The sequence below is a fragment of the Maribacter zhoushanensis genome (assembly GCF_029350975.1).
GTDB classification, from domain to species: domain Bacteria; phylum Bacteroidota; class Bacteroidia; order Flavobacteriales; family Flavobacteriaceae; genus Maribacter; species Maribacter zhoushanensis.
Genome location: NZ_JARKMR010000001.1, coordinates 87,369 through 103,252, shown reverse-complemented (window position 1 = coordinate 103,252; position 15,884 = coordinate 87,369). Strand labels below are relative to the sequence as shown.

The window sequence follows — 15,884 nt, the reverse complement described above, 5'->3', positions numbered from 1 at the left end:
TTTATTTAAGCACGTATTGACTATAGTTTTACGGTATCATTAAAAACAATCAGTCATGAAATTTAAATTAACCTTTTTAACAGTAGCACTATTCATCACAGCTGTTACTATTGCACAGAACACAATCAACGGTACTATCACGGACACATTAGAAACACCTCTTTCTTTTGCCAACATCATACTTTATGAAGTAGGAAAAGAAGAAGCGGTTACCGGTGTAATTAGTAATGATAATGGAGCTTTCATATTTGAAAACATTGCAAATGGTATTTATGTGATTGAAGTATCGGTATTAGGGTTCGAAACCAAAAAATCTGATGAACTTCAATTATCAGAATCAAATTTAAAAGTTGATTTTACTTTACAAGAAGAAACCCAAAACTTAGATGAGGTTGTTGTAAAAAGTAAACGACCACAAATTAAGCAGACTGCAGAAAAACTTATAGTAAATCTTGAAAATTCAGATATGGTGAATACCAATCTTCAGGATGTTGTAAAAAAGGTTCCCGGTATCATATTGACCAATGGTAATGTAAGTTATGCCGGTCAGGGTAATATTAGAATACTGATCAACGGCAAGACTACAGATTATATGGATACCGCAAGTTTGTTGAGAGATTTGCCAGCTGACAATATTTCTAAAGTAGAATTAATACAACAACCAGGTTCTGAATATGATGCCGAGGGTGCCGGACCAATACTAAACATTATTTTAAAGAATAATGTAAAACTAGGCACGCATGGTAATGTTAAGCAAATGGTAGGATATGAGAATAGGTTTGAATATGCCACAAGTGCTTCGGTGGCGAGCTATAAAAACAAACTTAACTGGCAATTAAGCGCTGGGTATAGAAAATCTACTTCTAGAGATGATTTAACGCTGTCAAGAAAAGTATTGGATGACACCTATAAGCAAACCTCAAAGTCTGCTTTTGATCCTATAATTATTAATGTTGGTGCAGGTTTGGATTATTACTTAACAGAACAGCATTCTATAGGTGTGAGTGGTAGAATAGTCAATAGCGATTCTGACAGAATATCTAATAACAATACAACAATATCAAACCCAACATCAGATATTACTTTGTTGACCGACAATAGTTTCGATAGAAATAGAAACATTAAATCTTTGAATCCGTATTATGAGTTTAAAGATGACAAAAATAAATTAGTGTTAGATTATAATTTTGTGGACTATGGGTATGATAATGAAAACAATCTATTTCAGGTAGGAACATCGCAACTACCTTATGATAATAGGCGCTATTTTCAAGATGCATCCTATAAGATCAACACCTATAAAACCGACTATAAACGTACGGTTAATGAAAATTTCTCTTGGAATGCCGGCGCAAAATTTTCAGATGTGGAATCTGACAGCGATTTACAATCTTTAACCGAAGATGACGAAGGAGTTTTTCAATTTCAGCCAGCGGAGAGTAATAGGTTTTTGGTAGACGAAACAATAGTAGCCTTGTATTCAAAATTAAATGTAAAGGTTGATAAATGGAGTTTTTCTGGCGGATTGCGTTGGGAAGAAAGCGATACAGAGGGTACGGCAACAACTACAGGCGAGACAAGAACTAGAAAAATATCAAAGCTTTTTCCAAGTGCAAGTGTTAGTAGAGAAATTACAGAAGAGATCAGCGCTAATCTTGCATACAGTTATCGTATTCGCAGACCATCATACAGCTCTTTAAATTCATTTGTGTACTTCTACGATCCGTTTACTTTTGAAGAAGGGAACCCTAATTTAAAACCTGCTTTTACAAATAGCTATCAGTTTAATTTGACGTATGAAAATCAACCGTTTTTTAATATAAGTTATAGAGAAACTTCAGATCAGTTATTTGAAATAATTACCCAGAACGATACATCTGCAGAAACTTCAAGAACGATGATCAATTTGGCAAAGAATGAAAATTGGAATTTTAGTCTTTTTGCCCCCTTAAGTTTTATTAACGGATTGGATGGTTATACGGGTGTGATTGCTAATCATAATCGTTATGCATCAGAAAATCTAGATCCTGAGCTAGATTTGTCTAAATGGAGTATTACCTGGTTTACTAGCGCCGAGTATGAATTACCTTGGGAAATCAATTCAGAAATATCAGGCTATTATACTTCTGGCGGTTTAGAAGGTATTATTGAATATGAGTGGTTAGCCGGTATTGATATTGCAATAAGTAAAAGTTTTCTCGATGATAAATTAAAGGTTAGTTTAGAGTATGAAGAGTTGATTCAAAGACCTTTTACCGGTAGTGTAAGCTATGATAATGTAGATGCAACGGTGGTTTCTAATTGGGCAAGAAACAATGTATTTTTACAATTGAACTATAGTTTTGGGTCAAAGTTTGGGAAAGATAAAAAACGAGGAAATGCTTCAAAAGAAGAACAAGACCGTATTAAACAAGACAATTAACGCAGCGCATTAGATGAATACGAAACTAAACAGGTCAGACTTTATATTGCTGGGTATTATTATTGGGGTAACATCTCTTTTTAATGTATGGCAGTATTATGTTTATGGTAATGATTTGTTAGAGTACATAGTTGATATTCCAACATATATAGTAATGGCGTGCATTGCTATTGGGTTGTTTATGTATTGGTTGTTGCCAAATTTCTTATTGAAGAAAACGAACTACTTTCTATTGATAAGCTTGGCAATTATAATATTAACCGTTACTGGCTTCATTGAGAATCTTGCCGGGTATTGGTCATGTGAAAATGATTGTAGTACTTATCCTATTTGGCACAAAGCGCTACTAAACGGTCTTTTTGCCGGTGCAGATAATGTTGGTATTCCCTTGGGAATATTATTAACCAAAAAGTTTTATGAAAGCCAAACCCAAGTTGTAAAAATTCAAAAACAACAAAAAGAAAATGAGCTAAAACTTCTACGTTCGCAACTAGACCCGCACTTTCTTTTTAATAATCTCAACACTCTAGATGCCTTAATAGATAGTAATGCTGATAAGGCAAAGGAATATATAAATCGTCTTTCTTTAATCTACAGATACTTAATTCAAACAAAAGACGCTGAGGTCATGGAGCTGTCTGAAGAAATGAATTTAGCGGATAATTATATGTTCTTGATTCAAACGCGTTTTGGTGATGATTATAGTTTTCACATCAATAAGAACATCGACTTTTCGAACAAATTTTTACCAACAGGTGCTATACAGGCGTTATTGGAAAATGTGGTAAAGCATAATAAGGTAATAGGAGAAAAAAAAGTACAAACAAGCATAGCCATTGATGAAGATTGGGTAACGGTAGTAAATAACAAATCAAAAGTTATAACAACCAACGATAGTTTGGGTACGGGGCTCATCAACTTAAAGGCTAGATATCAATTACTCTCAGTAGAAACACCTAAAATAGAGGAAAGCGATACGGAGTTTAAAATTTCAATTCCAATTATTAAATTAAGTAACTAATTAGAGGCGCATGAAACTTTTAATTTTAGAGGATGAAATCCCGGCATATCAAAAACTATTAAGTCATCTTAAAACGTTTTTTGATGCAGCCTTAACTAATCATTGGGCTAGATCTATCGTAGAAGGTAAAACTCTTTTAGAAGTTAATTCTTATGACCTTATTTTATCCGATATAAAGTTGTTAGATGGTATTTCCTTTGATTTGTTCAATGAAGTTCAAGTGAATTGCCCTATAATATTCTGTTCCGCCTATGATAATTATTTATTTCAGGCATTTAATACCAACGGTATTGCATACATTTTAAAACCATACACGAATGCAGATTTCGTAAAAGCCCTAGAAAAGTATAATTCTCTTTTTAAGCAGGGAGAATACAATAGTAAACTAAGCAATGAAACATTAAGTGCGTTAAAAACGGCGCTACAAGAAGAGCAGACCAATTATAAGAAACGATTTGTGATAAAACGACCCAATGGTATTCAACTACTGAACACCTCTGATATTAGTTTGATAGAGGCTTCTGGAGATTTCTGCATTGCAGTAGATCAAGAAGGCAAACGACACCCCATATCGCAAACAATTGGGAGTATAGTTCAACAGCTACCACCCAAAAAGTTCTTTAAAATTAATCGTAGCCAAATTGTACATATAGATTTTATAGCGCAAATAGAGAGTCACTTTAAAAACCGTTTGCTCATCACTATAAAAGGATGTACAGAAAAGGCAATGACAAGTACTTCAAGCACCTCAGATTTTAGAAAGTGGCTAGAGTAATTTAATCGTTCAATTTCAATACCGCCATAAAAGCTTCTTGTGGCACTTCAACATTACCTACTTGACGCATACGTTTTTTACCTTTCTTTTGCTTTTCAAGAAGCTTACGTTTACGTGAGATATCACCACCATAACATTTAGCCGTTACATCTTTACGCAAAGCTTTAGTAGTTTCTCTAGAGATAATTTTTGCACCAATAGCTGCTTGAATAGGAATATCGAACTGTTGTCTTGGTATCAGTTCCTTTAGCTTTTCACACATTTTTTTACCAATATGGACGGCATTATCTGCATGAATTAAGGCGGATAGGGCATCAACTGGTTGAGCGTTTAAAAGAATATCTACTCGCACTAATTTAGAAGTACGCATGCCAATTGGCGTATAATCAAAAGAAGCATAGCCTTTAGAAACCGTTTTAAGTCTGTCATAGAAATCAAAAACTATTTCTGCCAAAGGCATGTCAAAATTAAGTTCAACACGTTCTGTGGTCAAATACGTTTGGTTCGTAATTAGACCTCTTTTCTCTATACATAAAGACATTACATTACCAACAAAGTCAGATTTTGTAATAATCGTAGCTTTAATATATGGTTCTTCTACACGATCAATCCCAGATGGATCTGGTAAATCTGTAGGGTTGTTAACAATAATAGGTGTTTCAGGATCTTTTCTAGTGAATGCATGATAACTAACATTGGGTACCGTAGTAATTACCGTCATATTGAATTCACGTTCCAAACGCTCTTGAATGATTTCCATGTGTAGCATTCCTAAGAAACCACATCTAAAACCAAATCCTAGAGCAGCACTACTTTCTGGAGCGAACACAAGAGAGGCATCATTTAACTGCAATTTTTCCATTGATGCACGTAACTCTTCAAACTCATCGGTATCAACAGGGTAAATACCTGCAAATACCATTGGCTTAACATCTTCAAATCCCTCAATAGCATTTTTGGTAGGGTTGGCCGCATCGGTTATCGTATCACCCACTTTAACCTCACGAGCATCTTTTATTCCTGTTATTAAGTAACCAACATCTCCTGCTTTTACACTCTTCTTAACTTCTTGGGTCAACTTCAAAGTACCAACCTCATCGGCAAAGTAGTCCTTGTCGGTAGCTACAAATTTTATCTTTTGTCCTTTTTTAATTTCACCGTTAATAACTCTAAAATATGTTTCAACACCTCTAAACGGGTTATAAACAGAATCAAAGACCAAAGCCTGTAATGCTTCGTCTGGGTTACCTTGTGGTGCAGGAATACGGTCAATTATAGCTGCTAATATTTCTTCAATACCAATACCGGTTTTTGCAGATGCAGGTATAACCTCTTCTGCATCACAACCTAAAAGATCAACAATGTCATCTGTCACCTCTTCTGGGTTGGCACTTGGTAAATCTACCTTGTTTAAAACAGGTATAATTTCTAGGTCGTTCTCTAGGGCTAAATATAAATTAGATATCGTTTGTGCTTGAATACTTTGCGCTGCATCTACAACTAACAATGCACCTTCACAAGCCGCAATAGATCTAGAAACCTCATATGAGAAATCTACGTGACCAGGGGTGTCAATTAAGTTTAATATATATTGCTCACCCTTATAGGTATAATCCATTTGGATGGCGTGACTTTTTATAGTGATACCACGTTCTCTTTCAAGATCCATACTGTCCAGTAGCTGTTCCTTTTTCTCTCGATCAGTAACAGATCCGGTAAACTCTAACAGTCTATCTGCCAAGGTACTTTTACCATGGTCAATATGTGCAATAATGCAGAAGTTTCTAATGTTTTTCATAGCGGTAACGGTAATAATAATGCTAATTTATACCAAGAATAACGCCCGGCACTAAAGAGCAGTTGCAAATATAATCTAATTTATAGCGCTAAACTTTAGTGTGCTATGCTATTTATTATTGCATAGATTAGTTAGGATTACATATATTGTAGAAAATTACAACGTTTTTTTAGTTAGATTTGATTACAAACCCCGAGTCACCATTGAAACTACTAACAGTTATTTTATTCTTTTGCATAGGCATGTCCAATTTTGGGTATAGTCAAACCTTTGAATTAAAAGGTGAGGTTAAAGACCAATACCAAGAACCCGTAGCATTTGCTTCTGTATTTCTATTGACCGTTACAGACTCTGCATTGGTCAAAGGAAGTTCTGCCGATGAAAACGGTGTATTTGTGTTCTCTAATGTTGCAGAGGGGCTCTATTTTTTACAAGCGTCTTATGTAGGTCAAACCTCAGAAAACTTAGCGATTGAGATTTTAAAGGATACTAAAATTGGAGCTGTAATAATTGAGCAGCAAGCGGAACAATTGAATGAGGTCACCGTAACTAGCAATAAACCTGTGGTAAAAAGAGAGGTTGATCGCATTGTTTTTAATGTAGAAAATACGGTTATTTCTCAGAATAGCTCGTGGGATATTCTTCGTCAAACGCCCGGCGTAATTATGATGAATGATGAACTGAAAGTTAGAAACCAGGCAACAACCGTTTATATCAATAACCGCAAAGTTCAACTTTCTTCTGAAGAGGTAAGAAGCCTTCTAGAAAATTACCAAGGTGAAAATATAAAATCTGTTGAGGTTATTCATAATCCACCAGCGAGTTATGATGCCGAAGGGGGTTCTATTTTAAATATCGTTACCAGTAAAAATCTATCTGTAGGGTATAAGGGGAATGTAAATGCTGGGTATACACAAGGGGTATTTCCTAAGTACAATTTTGGAACATCTCATTTTTACAAGACCAAAAAGTTAAATGTAAACGCAAGCTATAATTTCACGCCCAAAAAAGAATTTAAGAATACCCTAAATAACACCAACTATATGGGTGATAGTGGTATTGTTTCTATTTGGGATACAGATTTTGATCAAGTTATACGCACTAATACCCATAGCGCAGGGGTGTCGGTAGATTATGAATTCAATGACAAGAACTCACTAAGTTTAACTAGTAACGCACAGTTTCAACCAAAAAAGGATGCTGATTTTTTCCAAGAAACTACAATTAAAAATAGTGTAGGGGCTTTAGATTCTTTATTTACGACCGGTAGTTTTTTTAGTGAAAAAAAGAACAATATTTCTGGCGACCTTACTTTCAAACATCAATTTAAAGATCAGGCAAACTTATCTGTAAATGCGCACTATACAAATTTTGATTTAGACCGAAATCAAGATGTAAACTCAGATTATTTTCAACCTAACGGGTCATTTTTGAGGGATTTTAATTTCTCAACTATTGCCGATCAGCAGATAGAAATAAAAACAGCTCAAATAGATTACACTGATTATTTAGGCAGTGTATTTTTTGAAACAGGGGTAAAAGGCTCTTTTATTGATTCTGAAAGTAAGCTAGAGTATTTTTTACAAAATAATGGATCAGAGTTTGTCCCAAATTTATCTGATGACTATACGTATGATGAAAGTGTATACGCCGGTTATTTTAATTTTTCTAAAGATTGGGAAAACTGGAGTATTAAAACAGGTTTACGAGCAGAGCACACAGAGAGTTCAGGGCTTTCAGTAAATATTTCGACTATTAATAATCTTAGCTATTTTGAACTATTTCCCTCGTTGTACATACTTCATACTATTAATGACCACCATAGTCTTGCTTTTGATTATTCTAGAAAGTTAGAACGTCCTAGATATGAAGATTTAAATCCGTTTAGAACATATATTAATGAACGTACTTTCGAAGAAGGCAATCCTAACTTAAGACCTAGTTTTAGTCATAATTTTAATTTGAACTATACTTTAAATCAAGAGTATTATTTTGATTTCTATTATCGAGATAATGGCATGTATATTTCTACACTTACTTTTCAAGACAATGATAATTTTGTTTTAAGGGATATTACACAGAATGTTCTAGAAAGCACCTCTTACGGCTTTGATTTTTCTTATGGTAAATCAATCACTAACAATTGGTATTTGTACAGCTATATTTCTCTTTTTCATGAAGAAGAATCTTTTATAGCATTACAGAGCGATGAATATTCTTATAAAAATGATTTTAATGGAGCTTATGTTGACCTAACCAATTATTTGACCCTTTCTAAAGATGGAACATTTAAAGGAGAATTAGGTTTAGTTTATTTATCTGGCTGGTTACAAGGATCATTTATTCAAGAAGAGACTACAAATTTAACCGTAGGGCTGAGAAAATCATTTCTAGATAATAGAGCAGTTTTAAGTGTAAGTGCTAATGACTTATTAGGTAAATACAATGGGTATGTATCTTCTAAATATTTAAATCAAGACAATGGGTATCTGACGGTTCCTGAAACCCAATATGTAAAATTTGGCTTCACGTACAACTTTGGTAATTTTCGCTTAGAAGACAACCAACGTGATATAGATAAAATAGAACGTGAACGTCTCGATTAACTATAACGGGTTAATAATCAGCCTTTTATTTTTTAGTTAAGAAAAACATAAATAAATTGTAAGATAATTCAATATTACTTTCCTACATTTAGTTAGAATACGAACACTAAATGCTTAGAAAATTATTATTAACGCTTCTTTTTTGTCTTACGTTTTCCTTAGCGTTTTCTCAAGAATTTATTATTAGTGGTTTTGTAGTGGACGATAACCAAGCACCTGTTGTTCTTGCCAATATCATTTTATTAAGTGAGGATGGTGAGTTTATTAAAGGAACGGTCACAAATGATCAAGGAGCTTATGAAATTAAGTCCGTCACCACTGGCAACTACCGTGTAGTCGCTAGTTATATAGCAAATACTGTAGAAAGTGAATTGCTTTCCATAGCTGATAGCATGGAGATAGAACCACTTATATTACAAAGCTCACAAGAATTAGATGAGGTGGTTGTAACTCAAAAAAAACCAGTTATAGAACAGCTTGCCGATAGACATATATTCAATATTGAAAATACAGCACTTTCAGATGGTGATATTTGGGATGTTTTAAAACGTACCCCAGGAGTTATGGTAATGAACAACCGTTTATATATCAATGGTAGCCCTAATGTAACTATTATGATTAATGGAAAGCGGGTAAACTTGCCAGAAGATGATATTATTAATCTTCTTACCGGAAGCTCTGCCAGTAATGTAGAATCTATTGAGGTCATTACTAGTCCCCCTGCGAAATACAGTGCAGAGGGTGGTTTGCTTATAGATATTAAAATGAAAAAAAACCTCATTGCTGGATATAACGGAGCAATATTTAATAAATATACACAAGGGGTATTACCAAAACATACTTTTGGTACAGACCATTTTTTTAAAGGTAAAAAGGTAGATTTTACTACAAATTATAGCTTTAGCCATAATAGAAACTGGACTAGATATTCTGATATTACCACATATTTTGAAAATGGTGAAGAAAGCGAGATTTGGTCAGCGGAACAGAAATTAATTGGCAATAAAAATAGTCACAACCTAAATCTATTCTTAGATGTTCAAATAGATGAAAAGAATACCATTAGCCTTACCTCTACCTCTAGTTTATCGCCAGACGGAATTACAAATTACTTTTCAATAACCGATATAGAGAATACGGAAGGAAATTTATTAGCCCAGCTAGACGGTTTAAACGTTATAGATGATGATACATATAATTCATCTAACTATTTAGATTGGATTCATAAATTAAATGATGATGGTGCAGAAATAAGTTCAAACCTACATTTTACATATTACGACTCTAAGCAAGATCAAGAACTAAACAATACTATTGTACAGGGAATTACAGATAACACTTCTGAAAATACCTTGGTGGTTAATACCGATCAAATTATTAATCTTTTTAGTGCGCAAACAGACCTCACTCTACCATTTTCCAAGCAGTCTACTATGGAAACCGGGGTAAAGGTTGCCATTATTAATTCAGAATCAAATATATCGCAGTCTGGTTTTGATGAAATGGCAGAAGGCATATCTCCAACAGGTTCGGGTATATTTAATTATGATGAAGAAATATATGCTGGATATGTTAGTTTAAACAACAATTGGGAAAAGTGGAAATTAAACTTAGGACTACGTGCCGAGTATACCAACACAAAAGCGAGCTTAGACGCTCTTTCTTCATTAAATGAAACTTCCTATTTGAACTTGTTTCCTAATATGTCGTTATCATATAAGAAAGAGAAAAATGCTTTTTATTTAAAGTATTACAGAAGAATAAGAAGACCAAGATATAGTAGTATTAATCCTTTTCAATTTTACATATCTGCGAATTCCCTTTTTGAAGGAAACCCCAATTTGAAACCATCTTATAATCATTATGTTCAGTTCGATTATGTGTTTGATCGCGATTACAAATTGGTATTATTTGTTAATAGAAGATCTAGTGATGTCGCACAACAGATAACCCAAGACAATGAGAACAATACACTTGTAACAAGGTATATTAATTTGGAAACAAATTATAATTATGGTTATGATGTTAGTGTTTCAAAACAGTTTACTTCATATTGGTATCTTTATTTTCTATTAAGGCAGTACTATGACAAGGATAGCTTTACAGATGTGGAGACCAATAGCCTTGTTGAAAATTCGGTCTGGTTAACCTCAATAAGGGCAAATAATTACTTTACCTTATTAAAAGATGAATCACTTTTTGCTGATGTAACGTATCTGTATTATTCTCCATTTATTAGTGGTAATGCAAAGTTTGATTCCTTTAGTAAGGTTGGGGTGTCATTTAGGAAAACCTTTATGGATAAGGACATAAGCATTTCTTTAGGTGTTCAAGACATATTTAATAATGGCAATAATTTCTCAAGAAGAAATTATTTGGATCAGAAAAATACAACGGCTACACGGATAGAGAATAGGTTATTGGTAGTGGGCTTTAGATATAAGTTTGGGAATACGAAAATTCGCGATAATTCTAAAAATAAGGATACTGATGAGAGCAAGCGATTATAAAACATGTTAGGCCATCATTGCTCCACATATACCAACACTGATAAGGCAATACACTCCTGCTAAAATCATAAATACTTTACCCGCTTTTTTCTTCTTATGATAAAATAAAACGGCACCTATAAGAATGAACACTATTGCCGGACCAAACATTATAAGAAACAAAAAGGTTGCTAGACCATCTAAATTGCCTTCTAAAATCATATCGTTTCGTTTTGTAGTTCCTTTAGTCGTTCAATCTTATCATCCCTATAAAACAAGTTCATAGTTTCAAAGGGGATAATTTTATAATCTTTGTTTACAATGTGTACACAAGATTTCTTAATGGCGCGGACATCAAAATTATGGGCATCTATAAACTGCATGATAATGATGCGAAATAGATTGTCATAGCCAAGTTCTGGAGCATCAATTTCAGGTAGGCAGCACATAATACTCTTCAAGTTTTCCGATGCTTTTTCAACCGAGTTTCCAGTACTGAAAAGTTCGATCATTTTACCGTGTAATTGCTCGTCTTGCTCGTAGATAATGGTGTTTTTTCCTTCGTTCAGTAAATCATCTGGGTTTATGAACCTGGTTAGCGGGTTTACCTCATCGCCTAATTTTAGAGCATATGCCATCACCAATGCATCAGGATTACAGGGTACGGGTATTAGATCGTCCGATTCAAAAATGGGCGATTGTTCTAATATATTACGGCGAACTTCTGTCAAGGTAATTCGATTTTCATCCACTTCAAAGTTTTCTAATCTACCTGCTATTTGGGTGGGTTGAAAAGTAACTCCGCGTACACATTTTTGCTTTAGTGCAAAATCTATGGTGTCTCCCATTTCATGGTCGTTCAATCCTTTTTGTAGAACAACAACTAGTGTCGTAGATAGGTTCAACTTGTTCAGGTGCTCCAATGCCTGTAAACGAATATCTGCCAAATCTGCACCACGTAAAGTTTGCAGAACTTGGTTGTCTAAAGAATCAAACTGTAAATACACTTCAAAATCTGGTGCATAGGTGGCTAATCGCTTTGCAAATTCAAAATCTTTCGCAATTTTAATTCCATTAGTATTTAACATTAAATGCCGAATAGGGAGCGATTTTGCATAGTCTAATATTTCAAAAAAGTTAGGATGTATGGTAGGCTCACCACCACTAAGCTGAACCACATCTGGCTCGCCTTCATTTTTTACAATAACGTCGAGCATTTTCTTGATTTCTTCAAGAGTTCTATGTCTGCCATAAGTTGGTGAAGACCCTGCATAACAAGTTGGGCAGGTAAGGTTACAGCGGTCTGTAAGTTCAATAACCGTTAGGCAAGAATGTTGCTCGTGATCAGGGCACAGACCACAGTCATATGGGCAACCGTAATGTGTTTGTGTGTTAAATGTTTTAGGGTATTCAGAAGCCTTATTATAGTTTCTTATGTTCTTATAATATTCAATATCATCAGCTATAAGTACTTTAGATCTACCATGCTCTTTGCAATTTTTTAGCATGTATACTTTTTCGTTTTCAAAAACGATTTTAGCATCTACCCGTCGTAAACATTCTGGGCAAAGGCTTAATGTGAAATCATAATACGTATAGTTTTTTTCGGACATAAGTAATTCCCCGTAGGATAAATTTATAGTAGTAAACCAAACAAATTAAACATAATATTTGAATGCTGCTTAGACCAAGGGTATAAAAACTGTTTGGTTTTAGAAATTCGATACAGAAACGTAGGGAGAAATAACTGACCATAAATAGCTTAAAAAGGTCTCCGTTTCTATGCTTAATCGTTGATTTTTGAAGTCTTTGGATAATAACAAATAGAAAAATTAAAAATACCACTTCATATAATGCAATAGGGTGTCTAAGAAGACCATCACCTAAATCTATTCCTGTAAAAAAGGTAGTTTCTTTTCCAAAGGTAAATTCTTTAATACCTGCTAAAAAACAACCAACCCTGCCAATGATTATACCTAAGATAATAGGTAATGTAAACAGATCTCCAGAAGAGTGCTTCTCGCCAATAATCTTCTTAACCAATTCAACGCCCAGTAAACCACCAAAGAGACCGCCCATTATGGTTTTATTGTTCAAGTTATACAGCCAACCTTCTTGAATATGCGCTACTGGGTTCTCAAAAAATGCTACTAACCTAGACAGAAATAAAGCTCCAAAAACCGCACCTATAATTATGGAGAGTCTGTTGTTTGATGAAATGACATCGGTGCTTTTTTTTCGTAGAAAAACATAATATCTAAAGCCAATAAAGAATGCCAAATATTCTAGAATAAGATGCATGTTTAGTTTTACACCGAACACAACTGGCTCAAATGGTAGCGAAACAATAAGTAGGGACATGCTCATAAAATTACCATCTGAAAATAATTAAAAAGATTAAGTTTTTATTGTGGAACAAAACCTAATCAAGCACTAATTTACCGTATTAACTCAAAGTAAAGGCTAAGTGCATTAAATTAGGTGGTAGAACACTGTCTTATATCAAAAACAACATGAAATGCCCTTCACGTATTTTTATATAACTTTGCACCCGAAAAATAGAAGATACCAGTGCCAAAAATAGGAGACATACAATTACCAGAATTTCCGTTGCTTTTAGCACCGATGGAAGATGTGAGCGACCCGCCGTTTCGCGCCCTTTGTAAAGAGCAGGGAGCAGATGTGGTATACACAGAATTTATTTCATCGGAAGGATTAATTCGTGATGCAGCTAAAAGTGTCATGAAATTGGATATTTATGAAAAGGAGCGTCCGGTAGGTATTCAAATATTTGGTGCCAATTTAGATAGTATGTTGCAATCTGTAGAGATTGTAGAAAAGTCTAAGCCCGATATTATTGATATTAATTTTGGCTGCCCTGTTAAGAAAGTAGTATCAAGAGGAGCCGGAGCCGGAATTTTAAAGGACATTGATTTAATGGTCTCTTTGACCAAGGCTATGGTAGAACATAGCAAATTGCCTATTACCGTAAAAACAAGATTGGGTTGGGACGATAGTAGTATTAAAATTATTGAGGTTGCAGAACGCTTACAAGATGTAGGTTGTGCCGCAATTGCAATTCATGGTAGAACACGTGCTCAAATGTATAAGGGAAGTGCAGATTGGAACCCTATTAGAGACGTGAAGAACAACCCTAGAATGCATATACCTGTATTTGGTAACGGTGATGTAAACTCCCCGGAGACAGCTATGAAAATGCGTGATGAATACGGATTGGATGGCGCCATGATCGGTCGTGCAAGTATTGGCTACCCTTGGATTTTTAGAGAAATAAAGCACTTTTTTGAAACAGGTACACATTTAGCTCCCCCAACTATGGCAGAGCGTGTAGAAGCAGCTCGTCGTCATCTACAAATGTCTATAGATTGGAAAGGTGAAATCTTAGGTGTTTTTGAAACCAGAAGACATTATACAAACTACTTTAAAGGGATTCCTAATTTTAAGGAGTATCGTATGAAAATGGTGACTAGTGATGATTCTGCATCAGTATTTGCTGCTTTTGATGAGGTGTTGCAGAAGTTTGGCGACCATCAGTTTACAAACGTTTAAAGATCTACCAGTTTTTTATTGATACGGCTACTTGCAATCTTAGAAGCAATAATACCTAGTACAATAATAGTTGCCAATACAATTGCAATGTTGATGAATTCAAATTTCACAGGATAAGCCAACGACGGCGTAATCTTCAGCCAGCTAAAAGCAAGTTGTGACCAAACAATCAATACACCTATTAGTACACCTATAAATCCGCCAAAACCGGTAACCAGAATTCCTTGCACAAAATATATTCTACGTAATTCTTTTATCGTTGTACCAAGACTATATAGCGTTTTAGAATTTTGTTGCTTATCTAAAATCATCATGATGATAGCACCTACCACATTGAACAGGGCAATGATAAGTACTAAGGTGAAAATAAGATACGTTGCTACATTTTCCGTGTTTAACATTTTGTAGAGCGTACTGTTCAATTGCTGTCTATTTTTCAATTGTACGTTGTCTCCCAGAATAGATTGAATTTCATCACGTACGGCGCTAGGCTCAACACCTTCATCCATCTTAAAATTAATGCCGGAAATAGAGAGTGAATCTTTTTCTAACAAAGCCTGTGTCAACCGTAAATCGGCAAATACATATTTATTATCCAAATCAGCCTCTACAGCATATACGCCACCAATAACCATTGGTAATTGATTATAAAGCGATGAAATGCTTTGCTGTGATATAGAACCCTTGCCAGGCTTAAAAGCATAAATCTGCATAGGACTACGAAACTGGTTGATGGTTACTCCTAATATGTTGGCAATACCCAAACCAGAAACAACTTGAGTATCGTTAATGGTCCAATCGCCAATGTAGAGAGTACTATCAACTCCGGTTACTTTAGTGTAATTACTATCAACTCCCTTTATATAGGCAATATGGTTTTTGCCGCGGTGCTCAAGAGATACTTTTTCTTCTATTTCTTTGGAGAAAAATGCTAGTCCGTCAACAGACTGCAAACGTTGTTCTTGTTCTGGAGTAAGGGTGAAAATCTTTCCGGTTACGGGAGAAGCTTTTAAATCTGGATCAAAAGATTCTGTAAAGGAAAGGCTAAAAGTTTTTAATCCGGCGAAAGCCGAAAGCACAATAAACAGTGCAGCAGAGCCAATAACTATAACTAAAAAGGTGATAAAATTAATGATGTTGACAGCGTTCTGGGTACTTTTAGAACGTACATACCTTTTAGCGATATAAAGAGGAAAATTCAAC

The 15,884-nt window shown here is 34.7% G+C and carries 11 protein-coding genes; 6 read left to right on the top strand and 5 right to left on the bottom strand.

Annotated elements, in window-relative coordinates; translation table 11 throughout:
- The first annotated feature begins 55 nt into the window (after nt 1-55).
- The 3 genes from PXD56_RS00515 to PXD56_RS00505 are packed head-to-tail and all read left to right on the top strand — an operon-like array spanning nt 56 to nt 4,218.
- Nucleotides 56-2,422 carry an outer membrane beta-barrel protein gene (locus PXD56_RS00515; protein ID WP_276491406.1) on the top strand — a complete coding sequence of 789 codons (2,367 nt, stop codon included), beginning with the start codon at nt 56-58 and terminating at the stop codon, nt 2,420-2,422.
- Nucleotides 2,423-2,435: 13 nt separating this feature from the next.
- A complete protein-coding gene (locus PXD56_RS00510; RefSeq protein WP_276491405.1) occupies nt 2,436-3,443 on the top strand; it encodes a sensor histidine kinase in 1,008 nt (335 codons plus the stop codon).
- A gap of 10 nt (nt 3,444-3,453) precedes the next feature.
- A complete protein-coding gene (locus PXD56_RS00505) occupies nt 3,454-4,218 on the top strand; it encodes a LytR/AlgR family response regulator transcription factor (protein ID WP_276491404.1) in 765 nt (254 codons plus the stop codon).
- A gap of 1 nt (nt 4,219) precedes the next feature.
- On the opposite strand, the gene lepA is transcribed toward PXD56_RS00505, so the two are convergent.
- Nucleotides 4,220-6,016 (bottom strand): translation elongation factor 4, encoded by a 1,797-nt coding sequence (gene lepA, locus PXD56_RS00500; RefSeq protein WP_276491403.1) that lies wholly within the window; start codon nt 6,014-6,016, stop codon nt 4,220-4,222.
- A 203-nt stretch (nt 6,017-6,219) separates the two neighbouring features.
- Here lepA and PXD56_RS00495 point away from each other — a divergent pair, with 203 nt between their 5' ends.
- Entirely contained in the window at nt 6,220-8,622 is a 2,403-nt protein-coding gene (locus PXD56_RS00495) for an outer membrane beta-barrel family protein (protein WP_276491402.1), read from the top strand.
- 110 nt (nt 8,623-8,732) lie between these two features.
- A complete protein-coding gene (locus PXD56_RS00490; protein ID WP_276491401.1) occupies nt 8,733-11,132 on the top strand; it encodes an outer membrane beta-barrel protein in 2,400 nt (799 codons plus the stop codon).
- A 6-nt stretch (nt 11,133-11,138) separates the two neighbouring features.
- Here PXD56_RS00490 and PXD56_RS00485 read toward each other — a convergent pair whose 3' ends face one another.
- Genes PXD56_RS00485 through PXD56_RS00475 form a run of 3 tightly spaced genes read right to left on the bottom strand, consistent with a single transcriptional unit; the run spans nt 11,139 to nt 13,472 of the window.
- Entirely contained in the window at nt 11,139-11,333 is a 195-nt protein-coding gene (locus PXD56_RS00485; RefSeq protein WP_276491400.1) for a hypothetical protein, read from the bottom strand.
- Nucleotides 11,330-12,724 (bottom strand): radical SAM protein, encoded by a 1,395-nt coding sequence (locus PXD56_RS00480; RefSeq protein WP_276491399.1) that lies wholly within the window; start codon nt 12,722-12,724, stop codon nt 11,330-11,332. The genes PXD56_RS00485 and PXD56_RS00480 overlap by 4 nt, the downstream gene beginning before the upstream one ends.
- Nucleotides 12,696-13,472 (bottom strand): prolipoprotein diacylglyceryl transferase family protein, encoded by a 777-nt coding sequence (locus PXD56_RS00475; protein ID WP_276491398.1) that lies wholly within the window; start codon nt 13,470-13,472, stop codon nt 12,696-12,698. Before PXD56_RS00475 ends, PXD56_RS00480 begins: the two co-directional genes overlap by 29 nt.
- A 210-nt stretch (nt 13,473-13,682) precedes the next feature.
- Between PXD56_RS00475 and dusB the strand changes: the two genes are divergently transcribed.
- Nucleotides 13,683-14,681, top strand: coding sequence for a tRNA dihydrouridine synthase DusB (dusB, locus tag PXD56_RS00470; RefSeq protein WP_276491397.1), 999 nt, complete (start codon nt 13,683-13,685; stop codon nt 14,679-14,681).
- Here the strand turns inward: dusB and PXD56_RS00465 are convergent.
- Nucleotides 14,678-15,883, bottom strand: a complete 1,206-nt coding sequence (locus tag PXD56_RS00465; protein WP_276491396.1) for an ABC transporter permease — start codon at nt 15,881-15,883, stop codon at nt 14,678-14,680. The two genes, dusB and PXD56_RS00465, sit on opposite strands and share 4 nt — an antisense overlap.
- Nucleotide 15,884: the final 1 nt, after the last annotated feature.

Coding starts and splice junctions, on each gene's coding strand:
- PXD56_RS00515 (WP_276491406.1), top strand. CDS start 56: ATGAAATTTAAATTAACCTTTTTAACAGTAGCACTATTCATCACAGCT.
- PXD56_RS00510 (WP_276491405.1), top strand. CDS start 2,436: ATGAATACGAAACTAAACAGGTCAGACTTTATATTGCTGGGTATTATT.
- PXD56_RS00505 (WP_276491404.1), top strand. CDS start 3,454: ATGAAACTTTTAATTTTAGAGGATGAAATCCCGGCATATCAAAAACTA.
- lepA (WP_276491403.1), bottom strand. CDS start 6,016: ATGAAAAACATTAGAAACTTCTGCATTATTGCACATATTGACCATGGT.
- PXD56_RS00490 (WP_276491401.1), top strand. CDS start 8,733: ATGCTTAGAAAATTATTATTAACGCTTCTTTTTTGTCTTACGTTTTCC.
- PXD56_RS00485 (WP_276491400.1), bottom strand. CDS start 11,333: ATGATTTTAGAAGGCAATTTAGATGGTCTAGCAACCTTTTTGTTTCTT.
- PXD56_RS00480 (WP_276491399.1), bottom strand. CDS start 12,724: ATGTCCGAAAAAAACTATACGTATTATGATTTCACATTAAGCCTTTGC.
- PXD56_RS00475 (WP_276491398.1), bottom strand. CDS start 13,472: ATGTCCCTACTTATTGTTTCGCTACCATTTGAGCCAGTTGTGTTCGGT.